We start from the raw sequence: 19,904 nt of genomic DNA on the forward strand, positions 1-19,904 counted from the left end.
GAATTGACGACCCGTCGGCATCGAGGCAATTGCACCCCGGCAGGAATCACGCCACCGCCGACGACGCCCACGGACGAGCCCGTACGCGCCCTCCCGGGGACGCAAAGGCCGGCTCCACTCGCGCAACGGAAACCCTCAGGAACCGCCTCCTGCCACCGCCCCCACACGCCGATCGGCCGACAGTCGGCCTCCTCCGAGCCGATCCACCAGGCACGCCCGCACACGCACGCCCGCACAGCCGCCCCGCACCGGTGCGTCGACGGCCCGTCGGCATCGAAGCCAAGGCACCCCACGACAGACGAACGCCGGTGCCGGCGCCCGGACTGGGCACCCGCACCGGCGTATTGACGGATCATCAGCCGATCCGTGTCGAGTGATCGTCAGCCGACCATGTTGTCGGCCATCTCCTCGGTGATGCTGGACTCCGTGCCCGGGATGCCGAGGTCCTGGGCCCGCTTGTCGGCCATCGCCAGCAGGCGGCGGATACGGCCGGCCACGGCGTCCTTGGTGAGCGGCGGGTCGGCGAGGGCGCCCAGTTCCTCCAGGGAGGCCTGCTTGTGGTCCATGCGCAGGCGGCCCGCTGCCGCGAGGTGCTCGGGGACCTCGTCGGCGAGGATCTCCAGCGCACGCTGGACACGGGCTCCGGCGGCTACGGCCGCGCGGGCCGAGCGGCGGAGGTTGGCGTCGTCGAAGTTGGCGAGGCGGTTCGCCGTGGCGCGCACCTCGCGGCGCATCCGGCGCTCCTCCCAGGCCAGCACCGACTCGTGGGCGCCGAGCCGGGTGAGCAGGGCGCCGATCGCGTCGCCGTCACGGACGACCACCCGGTCGACCCCGCGCACCTCGCGCGCCTTCGCCGCGATCGACAGTCGGCGAGCGGCGCCGACCAGCGCGAGCGCCGCCTCGGGACCCGGGCAGGTCACCTCCAGGGAGGAGGACCGGCCGGGCTCGGTCAGCGAACCGTGGGCCAGGAACGCGCCTCTCCAAGCCGCTTCCGCGTCACAGGTGGCCCCCGAGACGACCTGCGGCGGCAGGCCCCGGATGGGGCGGCCACGGCCGTCCACGAGGCCTGTCTGCCGGGCCAGCTGATCACCGCCCGCGACCACCCGGACGACGTAACGGGAGCCTCGGCGCAGGCCGCCGGGCGCCATCACGATCAGTTCGGAACTGTGGCCGAAGATCTCCAGGATGTCCCGCTTGAGCCGGCGCGCCGCCATCGCGGTGTCCAGCTCCGCCTCGATCACGATGCGCCCGCTCACCAGGTGGAGGCCTCCGGCGAACCGCAGAATGGCGGAGACCTCCGCCTTCCTGCAGCAGGTCCGGGTGACGGGGAGCCGGGAGATCTCATCCTTCACCGCTGCCGTCATCGCCATGGGCCGATCCTTCCATGCATCCGAAAAATACGGTCGTACGCGGCGGCCAACAGCTCCGGGTCGTGCCTTGGAGTTCCGTCGGTCCGGGCCACCGGCGCCAGCTCGACCGCGGCGTCCAGCCGCTTGGCGGCTTCGGTGAGCGACGCGCGATCGGGCACGGCGGCCTCGTCGGCCAGCACCACGTCCAGGGCGAGTTTAGGGGCGTGTCGTCCCAAAACCTCCAAATGACGCTGCGGGGAGAAGCCATCGGTTTCTCCGGGCTGCGGCGCGAGGTTCAGGGAGAGTACCCGGCGCGCCTTCGTCTCGGTGAGCGCGTCGAGCAGTTCCGGCACCAGCAGGTGCGGGATGACGGACGAGAACCAGGACCCCGGGCCGAGCACCACCCAGTCCGCGTCGAGCACGGCGGCGACGGCCTCGGGCACGGCCGGCGGGTCGTGCGGCACGACGTGCACGGACATCACCTCGCCGGGGGTGAGGGCGACCGTCGCCTGTCCCCGGACGGTGTCGACGTCGTCGGGCCGCGCCGGATCGTGCCCCTTGACCAGGGCCTGCAGCTCCAGCGGTACGGCGGACATGGGCAGCACGCGCCCGTGCGCGCCGAGCAGCTTGCCGACCAGGTCGAGGGCCTGCACGTGGTCGCCGAGCTGCTCCCACAGGGCGACGATCAGCAGATTGCCCACGGCGTGTTCGTGCAGGTCGCCCTTGGACTGGAAGCGGTGCTGGATGACGCGGGCCCAGGTCTGGCCCCAGTCGTCGTCGCCGCACAGCGCGGCCAGCGCCTTGCGGAGGTCCCCGGGGGGCAGGACGCCCAGTTCGTCGCGCAGGCGTCCGCTGGAGCCGCCGTCGTCGGCCACGGTGACGACGGCGGTGAGGTCGCCGGTGATGCGGCGCAGTGCGGTGAGCGAGGCGGACAGGCCCATGCCGCCGCCGAGGGCGACCACCTTGGGCTGGGTGCCGCGCCGGCGCGGCTTGCCGCCGCGGGCCTCCACGGGTCTGGTCGTCCGTCCTTCGGGCACCACGCGGCGCAGCCTGCCCAGCCGTGGGCTACGTCCTGTCATTCCCGTCCCATGTCCCGGTGTACGACCACCGTCTCCACGCCCTCGGCCACGAGCCGCGCGGCGAGCTTCTCCGCCGTGGCGACCGAGCGGTGCTTGCCGCCGGTGCAGCCGATCGCGATCGTCACGTACCGCTTGCCCTCGCGTCGGTAGCCGGCCGCGATGAGCCGCAGGAGCTCGGCGTAGCGGTCGAGGAACTCCTTGGCGCCGGGCTGGTTGAAGACGTACGCCGAGACCTCCTCGTTGAGGCCGTTGAAGGGGCGCAGCTCCGGGATCCAGTGCGGGTTGGGCAGGAAGCGCATGTCGGCGACGAGGTCGGCGTCGACCGGGAGGCCGTACTTGAAGCCGAAGGACATGACGGTGGCCCGCAGTTCGGGCTCCTCCTCGCCGGCGAACTGGGCGTCCATCTTGGCGCGCAGTTCGTGGACGTTGAGGCTGGAGGTGTCGATGACCAGGTCGGCGTCGCCGCGCAGTTCGCGCAGCAGCTCGCGTTCGGCGTCGATGCCGTCGACGATACGGCCGTCGCCCTGGAGGGGGTGGGGGCGGCGCACCGACTCGAAGCGGCGCACCAGGGCGTCGTCCGAGGACTCCAGGAAGACGATCCGCCGGGTGACGTTCTTCGACTCCAGGTCGGCGAGGGACTCGCGGAGGTTGTCGAAGAAGCGCCGTCCGCGTACGTCGACGACGACCGCGATCCGTGCCACGTTGCCCTGGGAGCGGGCGCCGAGCTCCACCATGGTGGGGATCAGGGCGGGCGGGAGGTTGTCGACGACGAACCAGCCGAGGTCCTCCAGACACTTGGCGGCGGTGGACCGCCCGGCTCCGGACATGCCGGAGATGATCACCAGCTCGGGGATGGCCGCCTCGGGCACCCCGGGGGTCGTGCTGTCCGTACTCACCTGTGCTCCGTCGTCCTGGACCTCTTGCTGCGGAGCCTGATCGTCGCCGGTTTCCTTGTGCGTCCGATCTCGGTCCGCTGTGGGCTGCTTCTCTTGTCCGGTCATGTCTCCTGCCCCCGTCGCTCGTCCGGGGCTCCCGCGGGTACGGGCTCCCCTGGGGCACCCGCCGTGGTCCCGGGTGTCCCGTCTTCCGTGTCTTCCATGATCTCTCCAGTCGCCGTGTTCACGGCGGGTGCGGCCGGGGCCGCCTGGGCGAGGGCGACCGCGATGGTCTCGGCGGTCTTGCGACCTATGCCCGGAACCTCGCAGATCTGATCGATTGTCGCGGATCGCAGCTTCTTCACCGAACCGAAGTGCTTGATCAGCGCCTGCTTGCGTGTCTCGCCGAGGCCGGGCACGTCGTCCAGGGGGCTCGACCGGAACCTCTTGGCCCGCTTGGCGCGCTGGTAGGTGATCGCGAAGCGGTGGGCCTCGTCGCGGACGCGCTGGAGGAGGTAGAGGCCCTCGCTGGTGCGGGGCAGGACCACCGGGTCGTCGTCGTCCGGGAGCCAGACCTCCTCCAGGCGCTTGGCCAGGCCGCACACGGCGATGTCGTCGATGCCCAGCTCGTCCAGGGCCTTCTTGGCGGCGGCGACCTGCGGCTGCCCGCCGTCGACCACGACGAGCTGCGGCGGGTAGGCGAACCGCTTGGGGCGCCCCTCGTCGTCCTTCAGGTCACTCAGCTCGTCGCCGTCCGCCCACTCCCCCGTCTTCTCCTTCTCGGCGAGATAGCGCCGGAAGCGGCGGGTGATCACCTCGTGCATGGAGCGGACGTCGTCCTGGCCCTCGAAGCCCTTGATCTGGAAGCGGCGGTACTCGCTCTTGCGCGCGAGCCCGTCCTCGAAGACGACCATCGACGCCACGACGTCGTCTCCCTGGAGGTGCGAGATGTCGTAGCACTCGATCCTCAGGGGCGCGCTGTCCAGGTCGAGGGCCTCGGCGATCTCCTCCAGGGCGCGTGAGCGGGTGGTGAGGTCGGAGGCGCGCTTGGTCTTGTGGAGGATCAGCGACTGCTGGGCGTTGCGTGCGACGGTCTCCATGAGGGACTTCTTGTCGCCGCGCTGCGGGATGCGCAGTGACACGTTCGCCCCGCGCCGGTCGGTCAGCCACTGCTGGACCGGCTCCACCGGGTCGGGCAGGGCCGGGACGAGGACCTCCTTGGGGACGGAGTCCCCGGTCTCCTCGCCGTAGAGCTGCTGGAGGGCGTGCTCGACGAGGGCCGCGGTGGTGACGTCCTCGACCTTGTCGGTGACCCAGCCGCGCTGGCCGCGGACGCGTCCGCCGCGGACGTGGAAGATCTGGACGGCCGCCTCCAGCTCGTCCTCGGCGACGGCGATCAGGTCGGCGTCGGTGGCGTCGGCGAGGACGACCGCGCTCTTCTCCATGGCCTTCTTGAGGGCGTCGATGTCGTCGCGCAGGCGGGCGGCCCGCTCGTACTCCATCTCCTCGGCCGCGTCCGTCATCTGCTTCTCCAGACGGCGGATGTACGTGCCGGTGCGGCCGGCCATGAAGTCGCTGAACTCCTCGGCCAGTTCGCGGTGTTCCTCCTCGGAGACACGGCCGACGCAGGGGGCGGAGCACTTGCCGATGTAGCCGAGCAGACAGGGACGGCCGGTGCGCGCCGCGTTCTTGAAGACGCCGGCCGAGCAGGTGCGGACGGGGAACACGCGCAGCAGGAGGTCCACGGTGTCGCGGATCGCCCAGGCGTGTCCGTACGGCCCGAAGTAGCGGACGCCCTTCTTCTTGTGACCGCGCATCACCTGCACGCGCGGGTACTCCTCGTTCATCGTCACCGCGAGGTACGGGTAGCTCTTGTCGTCGCGGTACTTGACGTTGAACCGGGGGTCGTACTCCTTGATCCAGGAGTACTCCAGCTGGAGTGCCTCGACCTCCGTGGACACCACCGTCCACTCCACCGACGCGGCCGTGGTGACCATCGTGCGCGTGCGCGGGTGGAGTCCGGCCAGGTCCTGGAAGTAGTTCGCCAGGCGCTGGCGCAGGCTCTTCGCCTTTCCGACGTAGATCACCCGGCGGTGCTCGTCGCGGAACTTGTAGACCCCGGGCGAGTCCGGGATCTCTCCCGGCCTGGGGCGGTAGCTGGAGGGATCGGCCATGTTTCACACCCTACTGGCGCGGAGTGACAGCGCGGCGGGGCTGTGGACAACGCCGGACACGCCCGGCGGAACTCCCGCCGGAGTGATTGCCGGATGTTCCGTCGGTCCTTTTTCCGGGACTCCGGACCGGTACTTCTAGCGGGACTCCAGAAACGTGAGAACGGCCAGGACACGGCGGTGGTCGTCGGCGGCCTCCGGAAGGCGGAGTTTGCCCAGGATGCTGCGGACGTGTTTCTCGACGGTGCCCTCGGTGACCCACAGCCTGCGGCCGATGCCGGCATTGGAGCGGCCCTCCGCCATCAGCGCCAGGACCTCGCGCTCGCGGGTGCTGAGGAAGGACAGCGGGTCGTCGCGGCGCTGCGCCGAGAACAGCTCGTGCACCAGGGAGGGGTCGACGACCGAGCCGCCCTTGTGGATGCGGTCGAGGGCCTCGACGAACTCGTCGACGACCGTGATCCGGCTCTTGAGGAGATACCCGACCTTGTGCCCGCCGGCCAGCAGCTCCAGAGCCTCCTCGACCTCGACGAACGCGGACAGCACGAGGATGCCGGTGTCGGGGTGGCGCTCCCGGATCGTGCGGGCCGCCTTGAGGCCCTCGGTGGAGTGGTCGGGCGGCATCCTGATGTCGACGATCGCGAGGTCGGGCCGCTCGGTGTCGACCAGTTCGAGGAGCCGTACGGCGTCGCCGGCCTGGCCCGCGACCTCGTAGCCCAGGCGTTCGCACAGGCTCGCGAGGCCCTCCCTGAGCAGGACGTCGTCGTCGGCGAGGACGACTCGTCCCTTCGCGGTCTGCTGCGATGCGTCCATCGTCACGGCTCCCCTTGCCCGACCGGTGCGGTGCGCCACGCACAGCCTGCCGGACCGGGTCGGGTACGGCTAGCCGGTAAGGGAATTGGGGGGTGACGGTGAAGACAGGGCCGCACCTCCGGGCGATTCTCGTAGGAGTGCGAATGCGGGCGGACCGGTCGCCTCGGGCGAGGTGACGGACCTCGGGCCGGGACGTCGGAAGGGCTGCGGGAGATGCGGCGGACACGGGCGGACGGACGACGGCGGTCGGTCCGTGTCCGCACGCACGAGGACGACACGCGGTCCCTGAAGGACCTCCTCGACCCGCGTGACCCCGACGTGGTCCGCGCCCAGCACCTGCGTGCGAGGAGCTCGCGGCATCCCTAGAGCCGGACGGCTGCCTCTCCGTCCGAGAAGACCGCCCGACGCGTACGCGACGTCACCGAGTCCATGACTCCCCCGACCTGGACCTCATCGCGTACGCCTCGGGCGGTCACCCCTCCGTCCGGGGAAGCGGCAGTCGTACGACGAGAGTTGTGCCCTCCCCCGGTGGGCTGACGACGTGCAGCTTGCCGCCGATCGCCTCGACGCGGTCGACGAGTCCGATGAGCCCGGAGCCGTGCCCGAGATCGGCGCCGCCCACTCCGTCGTCGGCGATCGTCACCTCCAGGACGTCGTCCTCGACCCGCGCGGACACCGCCACGAAGCTCGCGCGCGCGTGCTTGACGGCGTTGGTGAGGCACTCGGAGGTCACGTAGTAGACGGCGACCTCGATCTGCTCCGGGAGGCGGCCCGCGGGCAGACGCAGGTCGAGTTCCACGGGGACGGCGGAGCGACGGGCCAGCGCGCGCAGGGCCGGGCCCAGACCGCCCTTGGAGAGGATCGCGGGGTGGATGCCCCGCGCGACCTGCAACAGGTCGCCGAAGGCGTCGTCCAGGCCCTTGGCGATGTGGTCCAGCTGCTCGGCGAGTTCCTCCGGCTGCTCGTCCAGCATCGACTGGGCCATTCTGAGGTCGAGTTGGAGCGAGACGAGCCGCTGTTGGACGCCGTCGTGCAGATCGCGTTCGATACGGCGCCTGGAGGCGTCCCCGGCGGCCACCACGCGCGCGCGGGACGCGGTGAGCTGGTCGCGGCTGTCGGCGTTGGCGAGGGCGGTGGCGACGAGTTCGGTGAAGTCGGCGAGCCGGGACTCGGTGCCCGGGGGCAGTGGTTCGCTTCCGGCGGCGGCCGCGACGACGGCACCCCACAGCCGGTCGTCCACGACGATGGGGACGCCCACCGAGCGGCCCACGCGCGCGGGGCGGGCGGTGCGCGCGACTTCGGCGGCGGCGGCCGCCTCGGCCTCGGCGGCGGGCCCGCGGGCGGAGCCGAGGACGGTGGCGGCTCCGTCGGCGCCGTAGCGAAGGACTGCGGCGGAGCCGCTGCTCAGTACCTTGCCCACCTGGTCGGCGACTTCGGAGAACACCTCGTGCGGTGGGACCCCGCGGGCGACGAGGGTGGCGACCCGGCGCAGCGCGGTCTGTTCACGGGCGGCGCGGCGGCTCTCGGTGACATCGCGTGCGGCGGCGTAGATCAGGCCGTCCGCGGTGACCGGGCGGGCGCTCCACTGGAGCCAGCGTTCGGTGCCGTCGTCCCGGACGAAGCGGTTCTCGAACTCGGCCAGTTCGACGCCGCTCGCCAGCCGGTCGAGGACGGCACGCGTGCGTGCCCGGTCCTCCGGGTGCACGAACTCCAGCCAGGGTCTGCCCAGGAGCGCGTCGGCGGAGTGGCCGAGGGTCCGCTCGAAGGCGGGGTTCACGCGCTTGAAGTAGCCGTCGAGTCCCGCGATGCACAGCAGGTCGAGGGAGAGGTGGAAGATGCTCGCCAGTTCCTGCTCGGCCTTGTCGCGCCGCCCGTGCGCGGCGGCGAAGGACGCCATGGTGCCGTTCATACCGCCGAGCAGCTGTGCCCAGGTCCCCTCGAACGCGGCGACGTCCGCGCGGTGGCCGAGCCGGTTGTCGTCGATCGCCGTGTTCATGGTGTTGATCTCGCCGGCGAGCCGTTCGGTGGTGACCCGCAGTTCTCTGAACATGTCGGCGACGGCGCCGAGTTCGTCCCGGCCCGCGTACCGGATGTCGTACGACAGGTCGCCCTCGGAGAGCGCGCGGGCGCCCGCGGAGACCTCGCTGAGGGGGCGGGTGATCGACTGGCGCAGGGTCAGGCCGAGGACGGTGACGGCGGCCAGGACGGCCAGCGACACGCTGAGGTCGCGTGCCTCACGCGCGCGTGCGCTGTCCAGGTCGCCGGCGGCGTCGCGGCCCAGTTCGGCGGCGGCCTGGTGCTGAATGACGCGCAGTGCGTCGATGCGCTGGGTCGAGGCGGTCAGCCAACCGGCGTACGTGGGCCAGGCGTTCTTCTTGGCGTGCGGGTCGGCGAGGGTCTCTCGGGTGGTGCGGACGACGAGGCCGGGGTGCTGGAGGAGGACGACGTAGAGCCTGCCCTTGAGAGCGGCGGGCGCGGTCCGGTCGAAGTCGTCCAGGAGCGCCTTCTCCAGGGCCGACCATCGGTCCGTGGCGGTGGCGTGCGGGGCATCCGGGGTGTCGAACAGCACGGCCAGTTCGGTGCGTTCGCGTTCGGCGGCCTCGACGGCGTTCAGGAGCGCGATGTGCGTGTCGGCGGCCTGCCCGGAGGCGCGGGTCGGCCGGCCGGACTCCAGGGTGGCGGCCAGCTCCAGGAGGTCGTCCTCGATCGTGTCGTACTGGGCGGCGAGTTGGGGCGCGGTGAGCGAGCCGGTGCCCGACTGGAGCCTCAGGGCGTGCAGTTGGCGGCTCCGCGCGTCCAACCGGCCCGGTACGTCGGGTGGTCCGGGCCGGCCGGCCGCACCCAGGAGGGCCGCGTTCAGGGCCTGGTCGGTGACGTGCTCCGCACCGGAGCGTCCCTTCAGGGTCTCCGCTCCGGGACGCAGGCGGGCCTTGACGGCGGCGATGCGTTCCCTGGCGATGGCGTCGGTCAGCGCGGTGGTCTTGAACGACAGCGCGGTCGCCGTACGGAAGTCCCGCATCGTCTCCGCGTCGTGCCACTGGGAGACGGCGCCGAATACGGTGAACGCCAGCATGCCGGTCACCGGGAGCAGCACCAGGAGCATCAGCTTGCGCCCGACGCGCAGCCTGGCGAGGAAGGGGATCCGGAGGGCGGCACCGGACCGCGGGCGCCTACGACGGGGGCCGTGCGGGGCGGGGCGGTCGGAGCGCGGGCTGCGCAGCTCCGGGAGCGCGGTGGGCGTGACGAGGTCGGGCTCGGGGCGGAACCCGGCGAGCAGCCTACGGAGCGGGCCCGGGGACAGGGGGCGACGCACGGCGGGCTCTCAGCGGCCGGGGGGTGGAAGGTATCGACGATCGTCGGTCACGTGCCCAGCCTGCCCCCAACCGGCCATGATCGTCAGGGCCTTGGGGAGGACGGGTCACTCGAAGTCGGACACGCGCGCGTGGGATCCGCGTCGGGCACACACGCGTGGCGCTCGCGGCCGCAGCCCGCGCGGTCCTTGCCGCCGTCGGGCACACGCGCGTGGCGCACGCTGTCGCTACCTGCTCGGCGGATAGCCGTCGTGCGCGGCAAGGTCGTCGTCGATCTTCCTGGCGGCCTCGTCCAGGGTGGCCTTGACCGGCGCCCGACTGAAGATGATCTTCGCGAAGGCCCGGGAGAAGGCGTCGGTGATTGCCGGATAGGCGGGCGTCTGCGGCCTGGGGCGGGCGACTCCGTCCCGGAGTTGCTCGATGAAGAGGTGCTCGGGGCCGCCGGGCGCGTACTGCGGTGAGAGCTTGATCGCGCTCTCGGTGGCCGGGATCGCCCCGTTGGCCACCGTCATCCGGTGCACCTGGGCGGGCTGGAGCAGGAAGGACAGGAAGCGCCAGACGGCGTCACCGTCCGCGTTGCCCGCCGGGACACCCCACTGGAAGGAGCCCATCCCCGTGACGGTCCCCTGGCCGAAGTCGGGCAGCGGGACGATGGTGACGTCCCCGGGGAAGGCCTTGTTGAATTCCGGATAGGTCCAGTGCCCGCACCAGGAGATCGCGCTGCGGCCGCTGACGAACGCCTTGTCGTCCTTGACCATGTCGATGAGCCCGGCCTCGGCCCAGTTCTGCAGGTCGGTGAGCGCCTTGACCGAACCGGGGCCGTTCACATAGCCCTCGGCGGTGCGGAAGTTCCTGGGCTCGATGAGGTCGCCGCCCGCCGACCACACGGCGGGCGCGAAGCCGTACGTGTTCCACTCCTGGCCCGGCTGGGAGTAGACGAGCCGCAGGTCGAGGGGTGCCTGGTAGCCCTGGGTGCGCAACTTGCGCAGGATGCCCGTGAGTTCGGCCGCCGTCCAGGCGTCCTTCGGGCCGGTCGGGACGCGTATGCCGGCCTTCTTCATGACGGACTTGCGCACATACAGGCCCATGCCCGAGTCGAAGGTGCCGATGCCCCACAACCTGCCCGCGTAGGTGCCCTGTTGACGGATCGTCGGCAACAGGTCGGCGCGGACGCTCGCGGGCACACAGGAGTCGATCGGCCGGAGCTTGCCCGACCAGGCGTAGCTGTAGAGGTTCGGGCCGTCGAAGTCGAGGAGGTCGGGCAGGTCGCCGCTGGCCGCCGCCGACAGCACCAGGGCGGTGTAGGCGCGGTCCTCCGGGAGGGTGACCAGCTCGACGCGCACCTGCTTCTGCCGCCTGTTGAACTCCTTCACCTGGTTCCGCAGCGTGGTGAACTCGCCGCTGGGGCCCGCGTGGTACCAGACGGTGATGTGCGCGGTGCCGTGGATCCTCCCGTCGCAGGTGGTGTCCTTCGGGGTCGCGCTCGCCCCCTTGGCGTCGCTCCCGCCGCCGTCGCACGCGGCCAGCAGCAGGGCCGCGCACGCCACCCAGGGGACCAGGGTTCCGCGGACCCGGCGGATCCCGCGGCTGCCTGTCCACGCGCGCGTGGCGCTCGTTCCGTCCATGGCACACCCCCACTCGACCGGACGACGTGGTCTCCCCCAGGGCGCCGTCATGCTACCGCCCGTCGCATCCCCATCGCCCTGCGTGCACGAGAACCTGCGTCTGTGGCACGGGACTTCAGCTCTTTCCGGCTAGCTGGAAGGCGCGACCGGGCGCCGGTTGGCAAGCTGGGCACATGTCGCTGCGCTGTCTCCTCGTCGATGACAGCGCCCGGTTCCTGGAGGCGGCTCGCGCTCTGCTGGAACGTGGCGGCATGGAAGTCGTCGGCATCGCCTCGACGGGCGCGGACGCCCTCTCCCAGGCCCGGGAGTCGGCCCCCGACGTCGTCCTCGTCGACCTCGACCTCGACGGCGAGAACGGCTTCGAGGTCGCGCGCCAACTCGTGGGCGACGTACCGGCGGTGATCCTCATCTCGACCCACTCCCGGGAGGACTTCCAGGAACTCATCGCCGCCAGCCCCGCACACGGCTTCCTTCACAAGTCGGCCGTGTCCGCGCGGGCGATCAGGGACCTGCTGGGCGTCGACGGGCCGCCCGCACCGCAGTGAGAGCACCCACCGCGACCGGGCCAAGTCACATATGCCTGATGGGCGGCAGGTGTTGTCGGGACTTGGTCAACACGCTTCAATGCGGGGGAACTCGGGGCGTGAACGACGGCGTACGGATGTGAAGACTTTTCTCCGGCGCCGACGGGGGCCCCGAAGCAACTCGCGTGAACGGCCTGACCAGCCGTTGTGAACATTCACAGAGAGGGCCCCTGCATGCCGCACGCCACACAGCAGGCGGACGTCGCCACCGCGGAACTGGACTCGGCCCTGCGCGGCGGCCCCTTCCACGTCGCGCTGCGCGCCGCCATCGCCGCCCGCGGACTCCCCCTGCAGCGCGTCCAGCACCATCTGACGCGCTACGGGGTCAAGGTCGGTGTCACCAGCCTGAGTTACTGGCAGCAGGGCGCCCGCCGCCCGCAGCGCCCCGAGTCGCTGCGTGCCGTACGGGCACTGGAGGAGATCCTCCAGCTCCCGGAGGAGTCACTGATCCGGCTACTCGCCGAGGCCGAGGAACGCTCCGTCGCGCAGCGCCCGGCGGCCCGCTCCTACCGCTCCTTCGTCGAGGCCTCCGGCGTCCTGGAGCAGCTGCTGGCCGAACTGGAGTCCACGCTCGACAACGGCCTGCACTCCCTCGGGCTGCACGAGCGCGTGCGCGTCGGGCCGCACCGCGAGCTGCTCGGCCGCGAGTCCCACCACATCGTCCGCGCCCACCGGGACGGCGTCGACCGCTTCATAGCCGTCCACTACGGAGACCCCGGCTGCGCCCCGGACCGCATGACCGTGCACGCCCTGGAGAACTGCCGCACGGGCCGCGTCCACCGCCACCACGAGACCGGCATCCTGGTCGCCGAGCTCCTCTTCGGCACCCGGTTGCGCTCGGGAGATACGTTCCTCTTCCGCTACGGCGTCGAGGACGGCACCGCCGGCGTCTCCCGCGAGTACGTCCGCGACTTCGGTATCGCGGGCGGCCAGTACGCGCTCCAGGTGCGCTTCGACGAGAACGCGCTCCCGGTGCGCTGCCACCGCTTCACCCAGCACTCGGCGGCGGCCCCGCGCAGCGGCCGCCAGGAACTGCGCCTGGCCGGAGGACACCATTCGGTGCACCTCGTGGAGCCGCGCATGCGGTCGGGGATCGTGGGGATCGGCTGGGACTGGGAGTGAGCCGCCGGGGCGCGGACGCCCCGGACGCCCCGAGGATCAGGCGGCCGGCCCCGCGACGATCTTCCCGTTCTCGGCCGTCACCTTCAGCTCCTGCAGGGGTTCGGTGGCCGGCGCCTGCACCACCTTGCCGGTCATCGCGTCGAACTGGCTGCCGTGGCACGGGCAGATGAGCGTCGTACCGTCCAGCTTGTTGATGGGGCACTGCGCGTGCGTGCAGATCGTGCTGTACGCCTTGAGGGTGCCGTTCGCGGCCCGGCTGACGACGACGTTCTGATCGCGGTACAGCGTGGCGCTCCCCTTGGCGACCTCGCTCTCCGCGCCCAGCTCCACAGGCGCGGTCGGGGTCGCGGCGGCCCCTGAACCACCGCCCGAGCAGGCGGCGAGGCCGAGCCCGGCGACGGGCGTGAGGGCCGCGCCTCGCAGGACGGTACGACGGCTCGGGGCGGGGCGGCCGGGCATGGGGGTCTCCAGTGGTGCGCGCTGTTCAGTCGTTCAGGGGGCGGTGCACGGCGACGATACCCGTGGCGTTCCGCCCGCTTTGAGGTGGGTTCACCGGACGGGCGCTCACGGTACGTAAACGTTTGCGCAAGCGTTTACGTCTGGCGGCGGATGGGATACGTTCCCGCCCAGAAGGCCCGCCGCATTTCAAGCCCACCGCACCTCGGGGAGGGGGACCCGCGATGGCCACCATGGTCGACGTCGCTCGGAGCGCCGGTGTGTCCGTCGCGACCGTCTCGCACGTCCTGAACGGCACCCGTCCGGTGCTGCCCAGCACCCGGGAGGCCGTGCTGGCCGCGATCGAGGAGCTGGGCTACACCCCCAACACCCTCGCCCGCTCCCTGGTCACGTCCCGCACCCGCTCCATCGGCCTCGCGGTGTCGGCGATCAGCAACCCGTACTTCACGGAGATCCTCCAGGGGGTCGAGGCCGGCGCCCTGGAGCAGGGCTACAGCCTGCTCATCGCCGATCCGCACGACGACCCGGAGCACGAGCGCACGGTCGTCCAACTCCTGCACGAACGCCGGGTGGACGGCATGATCGTCGCCCCGTCGGCGGCCCCGGACGCCCTGGTCGCCTATCTCGCCCGGCACTCCGTACCGACGGTGTTCCTGGACCGGGTGGTCGAGGCGCCCTCGGACGACGCGGCCCCCTCCGACCAGGCGTACGCCTCCGGCCAGCCGTATGCCTTCGACCAGGTGTGCGCCGAGAACATCGAACCGACGGCCCATCTCGTCACCCACCTCGCCGGACTCGGCCACCGCCGCATCGGCCTCGTCGCGGGCCTGCCCGGGCTCAGCACCACCGGCGAGCGGATCGCGGGATACCGGCACGGCCTCGCCGCCGCCGGACTCCCTTACGACGAGCGGCTGTTGACGCACGGCGACTCCGAGTCGGCCGCCGCCGAGCGGGCCACCGAGAAGCTCCTGTCCCTCGCCGCCCCGCCCACCGCCCTGGTCACCGCCAACAACGCGATGACCATCGGCGCCCTACGCGCCCTGCGCGAGCGCGGCCTGTCGGTCCCCGGCGACCTCGCGCTGTGCTGCTTCGACGACTTCGCCTGGGCGGATCTGTTCGAGCCCCGGCTCACCGCGATCGCCCAGCCCAGCAAGGAGATCGGCGCCGAGGCCGTACGGCTGCTGCTGGACCGGCTGACCTCGCCGGACCGGCCCGCCCGCGTCGTGCGCCTGCCCTGCACCTTGGTCCACCGCACGTCCTGCGGCTGCCCCGACCCGTCCGAACAGTCCCAGAAGGGAAACATCTCGTGATCGTCGTAGCCGGTGAGGCCCTGATCGACCTGGTGCCGCAGGGCACCGGAGCCCTCGCCGCCCTGAAGCCGGCGCTCGGCGGCGGCCCGTACAACACCGCCATCGCGCTCGGCCGCCTCGGCTCCCCCACCGCCTTCTGCTCCCGCGTCTCCGACGACGCGTTCGGCGAGGCCCTCCTCGCCGGGCTGCGGCAGGCCGACGTGGACGTCCTGGACGTACAGCGCGGCCAGGAGCCGACCACCCTCGCGGTCGCCACGCTCGACGCGCACGGCTCGGCCACATACTCCTTCTACGTCGACGGCACCGCCGACCGGCTCTTCGAGGTGCCCGCGGCGCTGCCCGCCGAGACCGAGGCCGTGTCCTTCGGTACCTGTTCGCTCGTCCTGGAGCCGGGCGCGAGTGCCTACGAGGAACTACTGCGGACCGCGTTCGGGCAGGGCGTGTTCACGCTGCTCGACCCGAACATCCGGGCGGGCCTGATCCCCGACGCGGACGCGTACCGGGCGCGCTTCAAGAGCTGGCTGCCGTACGTCTCCCTCCTCAAGGTGTCCGAGGAGGACGCGCTGTGGCTGGGCGGCACCCCGCGCGAGTGGCTGGACGCAGGGCCCTCGGCGGTCGTGATCACCCATGGTGGCGACGGCCTCGCCGCGTACACCCAGGACGGCACCGTGTACCCGATTCCGGGCGAGAAGGTCGACGTCGTGGACACGATCGGCGCCGGTGACACCGTCAACGCGGCGCTGCTGCACGGCCTGTCCACCCGGAACGCGCTGTCCGCGGAGGGGATGGCCGTCCTGGGCCGCGACGGCTGGACCCAGCTGCTGAAGTTCGCGGCGCGGGCGGCGGCGATCACGTGTTCACGGGCGGGGGCGGAACCGCCGTACGCCTCTGAACTGGGCGGTCTGTAGAGGCTGTTGAGCGCGTGTGGCGCCCTGCGGGGAGGTTCCCGCAGGGCGCCACACGCGCGTGCTCGCCGCCGGTCAGGCCTTGCGGGCCCGCGTCGTCTTCTTCGCGGGCGTGGCCTTCTTCGCGGGCGCGGACTTCTTCGCCGGTACCGCCGCGGTCTTCTTGGCGGCCGTCTTGCGCGGGGCCTTCACGGGGGCTCCGTCGCTGATCCGGTCGGCGTCGAGGATCTCGCGGAGGAACTTGCCGGTGTGGCTGGTCGAGACTGCGGCAACCTGCTCCGGTGTGCCCTCGGCGATGACGAGACCGCCGCCCGCGCCACCCTCCGGACCCATGTCGACGACCCAGTCGGCGACCTTGATCACGTCGAGGTTGTGCTCGATGACGATGACCGTGTTGCCCTTGTCGACCAGGCCGCCGAGCACCGTGAGGAGCTTGCTGATGTCCTCGAAGTGCAGGCCGGTGGTCGGCTCGTCCAGGACGTAGACCGTACGGCCGGTGGAGCGGCGCTGGAGCTCGCTGGCGAGCTTGACGCGCTGGGCCTCACCGCCGGACAGGGTGGTCGCGGACTGGCCGAGGCGGACGTAGCCGAGGCCGACGTCCTTGAGGGTGTTGAGGTGGCGGGCGATCCCGGGGACCGCCTCGAAGAACTCCGTGGCCTCCTCGATCGGCATGTTCAGGACGTCGGCGATGGACTTGCCCTTGTAGTGGACGTCCAGCGTCTCCCGGTTGTAGCGGGCGCCGTGGCACACCTCGCACGGGACGTACACGTCCGGCAGGAAGTTCATCTCGATCTTGATGGTGCCGTCGCCCGCGCAGTTCTCGCAGCGGCCGCCCTTGACGTTGAACGAGAAGCGGCCGGGCAGATAGCCCCGCACCTTCGCCTCGGTCGTCTCCGCGAACAGCTTGCGGACGTGGTCGAAGACTCCGGTGTACGTCGCCGGGTTCGACCGCGGGGTGCGGCCGATGGGCGACTGGTCGACGTGCACGACCTTGTCGACGAGGTCGTCGCCGTCCACGCGCGTGTGCCGTCCCGGCACGTTCCTCGCGCCGTTCAGCTCGCGGGCCAGGTGTGTGTACAGGATGTCGTTGACCAGGGTCGACTTGCCGGAGCCGGAGACGCCGGTGACCGCGGTGAACACGCCCAGGGGGAACGAGACGTCGATGTCCTGAAGGTTGTTCTCCCGGGCGCCGTGCACCGTGAGCCGGCGGGAGGGGTCGAGCGGGCGCCGGATCTCGGGCAGCGGGATGGCCTTCTTGCCGGACAGGTACTGCCCGGTCATCGACTCCTCGTTGGCGAGCAGCTCCTTCAGGGAGCCGCTGTGCACGACCTTGCCGCCGTGCTCGCCCGCGCCGGGGCCGATGTCGACGATCCAGTCGGCGACCTTGATGGTGTCCTCGTCGTGCTCGACGACGATGAGCGTGTTGCCCATGTCGCGGAGCCGGACCAGGGTCTCGATCAGCCGGTGGTTGTCGCGCTGGTGCAGGCCGATGGACGGCTCGTCGAGGACGTACAGGACGCCCACGAGTCCGGAGCCGATCTGGGTGGCCAGGCGGATGCGCTGGGCCTCGCCGCCGGAGAGGGTGCCGGCCGCGCGGTTCAGCGAGAGGTAGTCGAGGCCTACGTCGACCAGGAAGCGCAGCCTCTCGTTGCACTCCTTCAGCACGCGCTCGGCGATCTTCTTGTCGCGGGCGTCGAGCTTCATCCCGCCGAGGAACTCCGCGCAGTCGCTGATGGACATGCCGGAGATCTCGGCGATCGACTTGTCCATGATCGTGACCGCGAGGACGACGGGCTTCAGGCGCGTGCCGTGACAGGTGGGGCAGGGCACCTCGCGCATGTAGCCCTCGAAGCGCTCGCGGCTGGCGTCGCTCTCCGCCTCGCCGTGCCGCCGCTTCACGAAGGGGACGGCGCCTTCGAAGGGCGTCGTGTAGACCCGCTCGCGGCCGTACCTGTTCCGGTACCGCACCTCGATCTGCGTCTTGTGGCCGTACAGCAGGGCCTTCTTGGCGCGCTGCGGGAGACCCGCGAAGGGGATGTCGGTGCGGAAGCCCAGCGCGTCCGCGAGGGCGCCGATGAGGCGGCTGAAGTAGTCCTTGGTGTGGCCGTGCGACCACGGGTGGATGGCGCCCTCGTCCAGGGACTTGTCCTCGTCCGGGACGATCAGCTCGGCGTCGACCTCCATGCGCGTGCCGATGCCGGAGCACTCGGGGCAGGCGCCGAAGGGCGAGTTGAAGGAGAAGGAGCGGGGCTCCAGCTCCTCGAAGGACAGGTCGTCGTACGGGCAGTACAGGTGCTCCGAGTACATGCGCTCGCGCTCGGGGTCGTCCTCGGGGAGGTCGACGAAGTCGAGCACGACCATGCCGCCGGACAGCCCGAGGGCGGTCTCCACGGAGTCGGTGAGGCGGCGCTTGGCGGAGTCCTTCACCGTGAGGCGGTCGATGACCACCTCGATGGTGTGCTTCTCCTGCTTCTTCAGGGTGGGCGGCTCGGAGAGCTGGATGGTCTCGCCGTCCACGCGCGCGCGGCTGTAGCCCTTGGTCTGGAGGTCCGCGAACAGGTCGACGAACTCGCCCTTGCGCTCGCGCACCAGCGGCGACAGGACCTGGAAGCGGCTTCCCTCGGGCAGCGCCAGGACCTTGTCGACGACGGCCTGCGGCGACTGGCGCGAGATGGGCCGACCGCACTCCGGGCAGTGCGGCTTGCCGATGCGCGCGAAGAGCAGGCGCAGGTAGTCGTAGACCTCGGTGATGGTGCCGACCGTCGAGCGCGGGTTGCGCGAGGTCGACTTCTGGTCGATGGAGACGGCCGGGGAGAGACCCTCGATGAAGTCGACGTCCGGCTTGTCCATCTGGCCGAGGAACTGGCGGGCGTACGAGGAGAGCGATTCCACGTAGCGCCGCTGGCCCTCGGCGAAGATCGTGTCGAAGGCCAGGGAGGACTTGCCCGACCCGGACAGGCCCGTGAACACGATGAGCGAGTCGCGTGGAAGGTCGAGCGAGACATTCTTCAGATTGTGCTCGCGCGCGCCACGGACGATGAGACGGTCGGCCACGCCGGTCCGCACCTTTCTTGAGAGAAGTGACAGAGGCGGGGCCCCCGTCGTTCTCAGACTAGGGGGAGCCACTGACAACGCCGGTCGGAATCCCGGCCGAGGCATAACAACCTCCGGCCTTCCAGCATGCCCGACGCCGCCCCCGACGATATAGCACGTGCATTCGATTTACGGCACTGCTTCACCACCTTCACCCAAAGGTGTGGCGGGACTAGGGTCAGCAGCATGATTGATCACGCTCATGACCTGGCCTCTGTACGTGATGCGACCGAGCGGGTGCTCACCGCAGCCGCCGGACTGGACAACGCCTCTGTGGCCGAGCCGTCACGGCTTCCCGGCTGGAGCCGCGGCCACGTCCTCGCCCATATCGCCCGCAACGCGGACGCCCTCGTGAACGTCCTGGAGGGGCGTCCCATGTACGCCACGGCGAGCATGCGCGACGCCGACATCGATCGTGACGCCCCGCGCCCCCTCGACGTCCAGCTCGCCGACGTGCGCGAGAGCGGGGCCCGTTTCCAGGACGCGGGTGCCGCTCCCGCGGACTGGTCACGCACCGTGGAGCTGCGCAACGGGGTCACCGACAGCGCCTCCCGGGTGCCGTTCCGACGCTGGGTCGAGGTCGAGCTGCACCACGTGGACCTGGGGATCGGGTACGAACTGGAGGACCTGCCCGAGGAGTTCACGCAGCGGGAGATCGACTTCCTGGTCGAGCGGTTCACCGGACACCCCGATGTGCCGTCGACGCAGCTCTCCGACGGCACGCACGCGTGGAGCACGGGCCGGGCGGCCGACAAGCCCGAAGTCACCGTCACCGGCCGCCCGGCGGATCTGCTCGGCTGGCTCTGCGGGCGCCGTGACGGGGCGGCCCTGGCGGTCGACGGGGACTCCTTGCCGGCACTTCCCCCGCTATAGGCCCACGGCCCGGCCGTAGAACCTCCGATGCCACTCGTCGGTGGCGGGTGCGGGTTGGCTGGTGAGCACGGGGTTCGGGCCGGTCTCGATGAGCTGGAGGAGCGTCCAGGCGACGCCGTGGCAGTCGTCCGGGCCGAAGCAGAGGACGAGCGCCCGGGCCTCCTCTCCCGTGACCGGCTTCGGGATCGCGTCGAGCCGGCGGGCCCGCCTGTCGATCTCCTCCTCGTTCGCGTCCCAGCCGGGGAGCGGGCCGTCGGCGACGAACGCGCGCACTTCGGGTCTCATGGGCGAATGATCGACTTCCGTCGCCACGGCGGGCACGACATCACGCTCCCGCGCCC

At 71.2% G+C, this 19,904-nt stretch carries 15 protein-coding genes; 5 read left to right on the forward strand and 10 right to left on the reverse strand.

Features of this window, described 5'->3' with window-relative positions; translation table 11 throughout:
- Positions 1-380 precede the first annotated feature (380 nt).
- The 7 genes from whiA to R2B38_RS08205 form a co-directional block, all read right to left on the reverse strand.
- The gene (gene whiA, locus R2B38_RS08175; protein ID WP_019067568.1) at positions 381-1,370 is read right to left on the reverse strand and encodes a DNA-binding protein WhiA; all 990 of its coding nucleotides are present in this window, start codon (positions 1,368-1,370) and stop codon (positions 381-383) included.
- Positions 1,361-2,428, reverse strand: a complete 1,068-nt coding sequence (locus R2B38_RS08180; RefSeq protein WP_026150944.1) for a gluconeogenesis factor YvcK family protein — start codon at positions 2,426-2,428, stop codon at positions 1,361-1,363. Before R2B38_RS08180 ends, whiA begins: the two co-directional genes overlap by 10 nt.
- Positions 2,425-3,429, reverse strand: coding sequence for an RNase adapter RapZ (rapZ, locus tag R2B38_RS08185; protein WP_033283113.1), 1,005 nt, complete (start codon positions 3,427-3,429; stop codon positions 2,425-2,427). Before rapZ ends, R2B38_RS08180 begins: the two co-directional genes overlap by 4 nt.
- Positions 3,426-5,477, reverse strand: a complete 2,052-nt coding sequence (gene uvrC / locus R2B38_RS08190) for an excinuclease ABC subunit UvrC (protein ID WP_318015621.1) — start codon at positions 5,475-5,477, stop codon at positions 3,426-3,428. Before uvrC ends, rapZ begins: the two co-directional genes overlap by 4 nt.
- Before the next feature lie 135 nt (positions 5,478-5,612).
- On the reverse strand, positions 5,613-6,284 hold the full coding sequence (locus R2B38_RS08195) for a response regulator transcription factor (protein WP_318015622.1): 672 nt from the start codon (positions 6,282-6,284) through the stop codon (positions 5,613-5,615).
- Positions 6,285-6,756: 472 nt separating this feature from the next.
- Positions 6,757-9,387: a PAS domain S-box protein gene (locus R2B38_RS08200; protein WP_318021607.1), complete on the reverse strand. Its 2,631-nt coding sequence runs from the start codon at positions 9,385-9,387 to the stop codon at positions 6,757-6,759.
- 435 nt (positions 9,388-9,822) lie between these two features.
- The gene (locus tag R2B38_RS08205; protein ID WP_318015623.1) at positions 9,823-11,220 is read right to left on the reverse strand and encodes a sugar ABC transporter substrate-binding protein; all 1,398 of its coding nucleotides are present in this window, start codon (positions 11,218-11,220) and stop codon (positions 9,823-9,825) included.
- Positions 11,221-11,393: 173 nt separating this feature from the next.
- Here R2B38_RS08205 and R2B38_RS08210 point away from each other — a divergent pair, with 173 nt between their 5' ends.
- Together R2B38_RS08210 and R2B38_RS08215 are read left to right on the forward strand one after the other, a co-directional pair.
- Positions 11,394-11,765, forward strand: coding sequence for a response regulator (locus R2B38_RS08210; protein WP_318015624.1), 372 nt, complete (start codon positions 11,394-11,396; stop codon positions 11,763-11,765).
- A 213-nt stretch (positions 11,766-11,978) separates the two neighbouring features.
- Positions 11,979-12,926, forward strand: a complete 948-nt coding sequence (locus tag R2B38_RS08215; RefSeq protein ID WP_318015625.1) for a hypothetical protein — start codon at positions 11,979-11,981, stop codon at positions 12,924-12,926.
- Between the two features lie 36 nt (positions 12,927-12,962).
- Here the strand turns inward: R2B38_RS08215 and R2B38_RS08220 are convergent, their stop codons facing one another.
- On the reverse strand, positions 12,963-13,385 hold the full coding sequence (locus R2B38_RS08220; protein ID WP_318015626.1) for a Rieske (2Fe-2S) protein: 423 nt from the start codon (positions 13,383-13,385) through the stop codon (positions 12,963-12,965).
- 221 nt (positions 13,386-13,606) lie between these two features.
- On the opposite strand from R2B38_RS08220, the gene R2B38_RS08225 reads away from it, so the two are divergent.
- Positions 13,607-14,692: a LacI family DNA-binding transcriptional regulator gene (locus tag R2B38_RS08225; RefSeq protein WP_318015627.1), complete on the forward strand. Its 1,086-nt coding sequence runs from the start codon at positions 13,607-13,609 to the stop codon at positions 14,690-14,692.
- Complete coding sequence (locus R2B38_RS08230; protein WP_318015628.1) at positions 14,689-15,600, forward strand: carbohydrate kinase; 912 nt, start codon at positions 14,689-14,691, stop codon at positions 15,598-15,600. The genes R2B38_RS08225 and R2B38_RS08230 overlap by 4 nt, the downstream gene beginning before the upstream one ends.
- Positions 15,601-15,672: 72 nt before the next feature.
- Here R2B38_RS08230 and uvrA read toward each other — a convergent pair whose 3' ends face one another.
- Entirely contained in the window at positions 15,673-18,651 is a 2,979-nt protein-coding gene (gene uvrA, locus R2B38_RS08235) for an excinuclease ABC subunit UvrA (protein WP_318015629.1), read from the reverse strand.
- Positions 18,652-18,876: 225 nt separating this feature from the next.
- On the opposite strand from uvrA, the gene R2B38_RS08240 reads away from it, so the two are divergent.
- A complete protein-coding gene (locus R2B38_RS08240) occupies positions 18,877-19,563 on the forward strand; it encodes a maleylpyruvate isomerase family mycothiol-dependent enzyme (RefSeq protein ID WP_318015630.1) in 687 nt (228 codons plus the stop codon).
- On the opposite strand, the gene R2B38_RS08245 is transcribed toward R2B38_RS08240, so the two are convergent.
- Positions 19,558-19,848 (reverse strand): hypothetical protein, encoded by a 291-nt coding sequence (locus R2B38_RS08245; RefSeq protein WP_318015631.1) that lies wholly within the window; start codon positions 19,846-19,848, stop codon positions 19,558-19,560. The genes R2B38_RS08240 and R2B38_RS08245 overlap by 6 nt on opposite strands.
- Between the last annotated feature and the right edge of the window lie 56 nt (positions 19,849-19,904).

It is taken from the genome of Streptomyces sp. N50 (assembly GCF_033335955.1).
GTDB lineage: Bacteria > Actinomycetota > Actinomycetes > Streptomycetales > Streptomycetaceae > Streptomyces.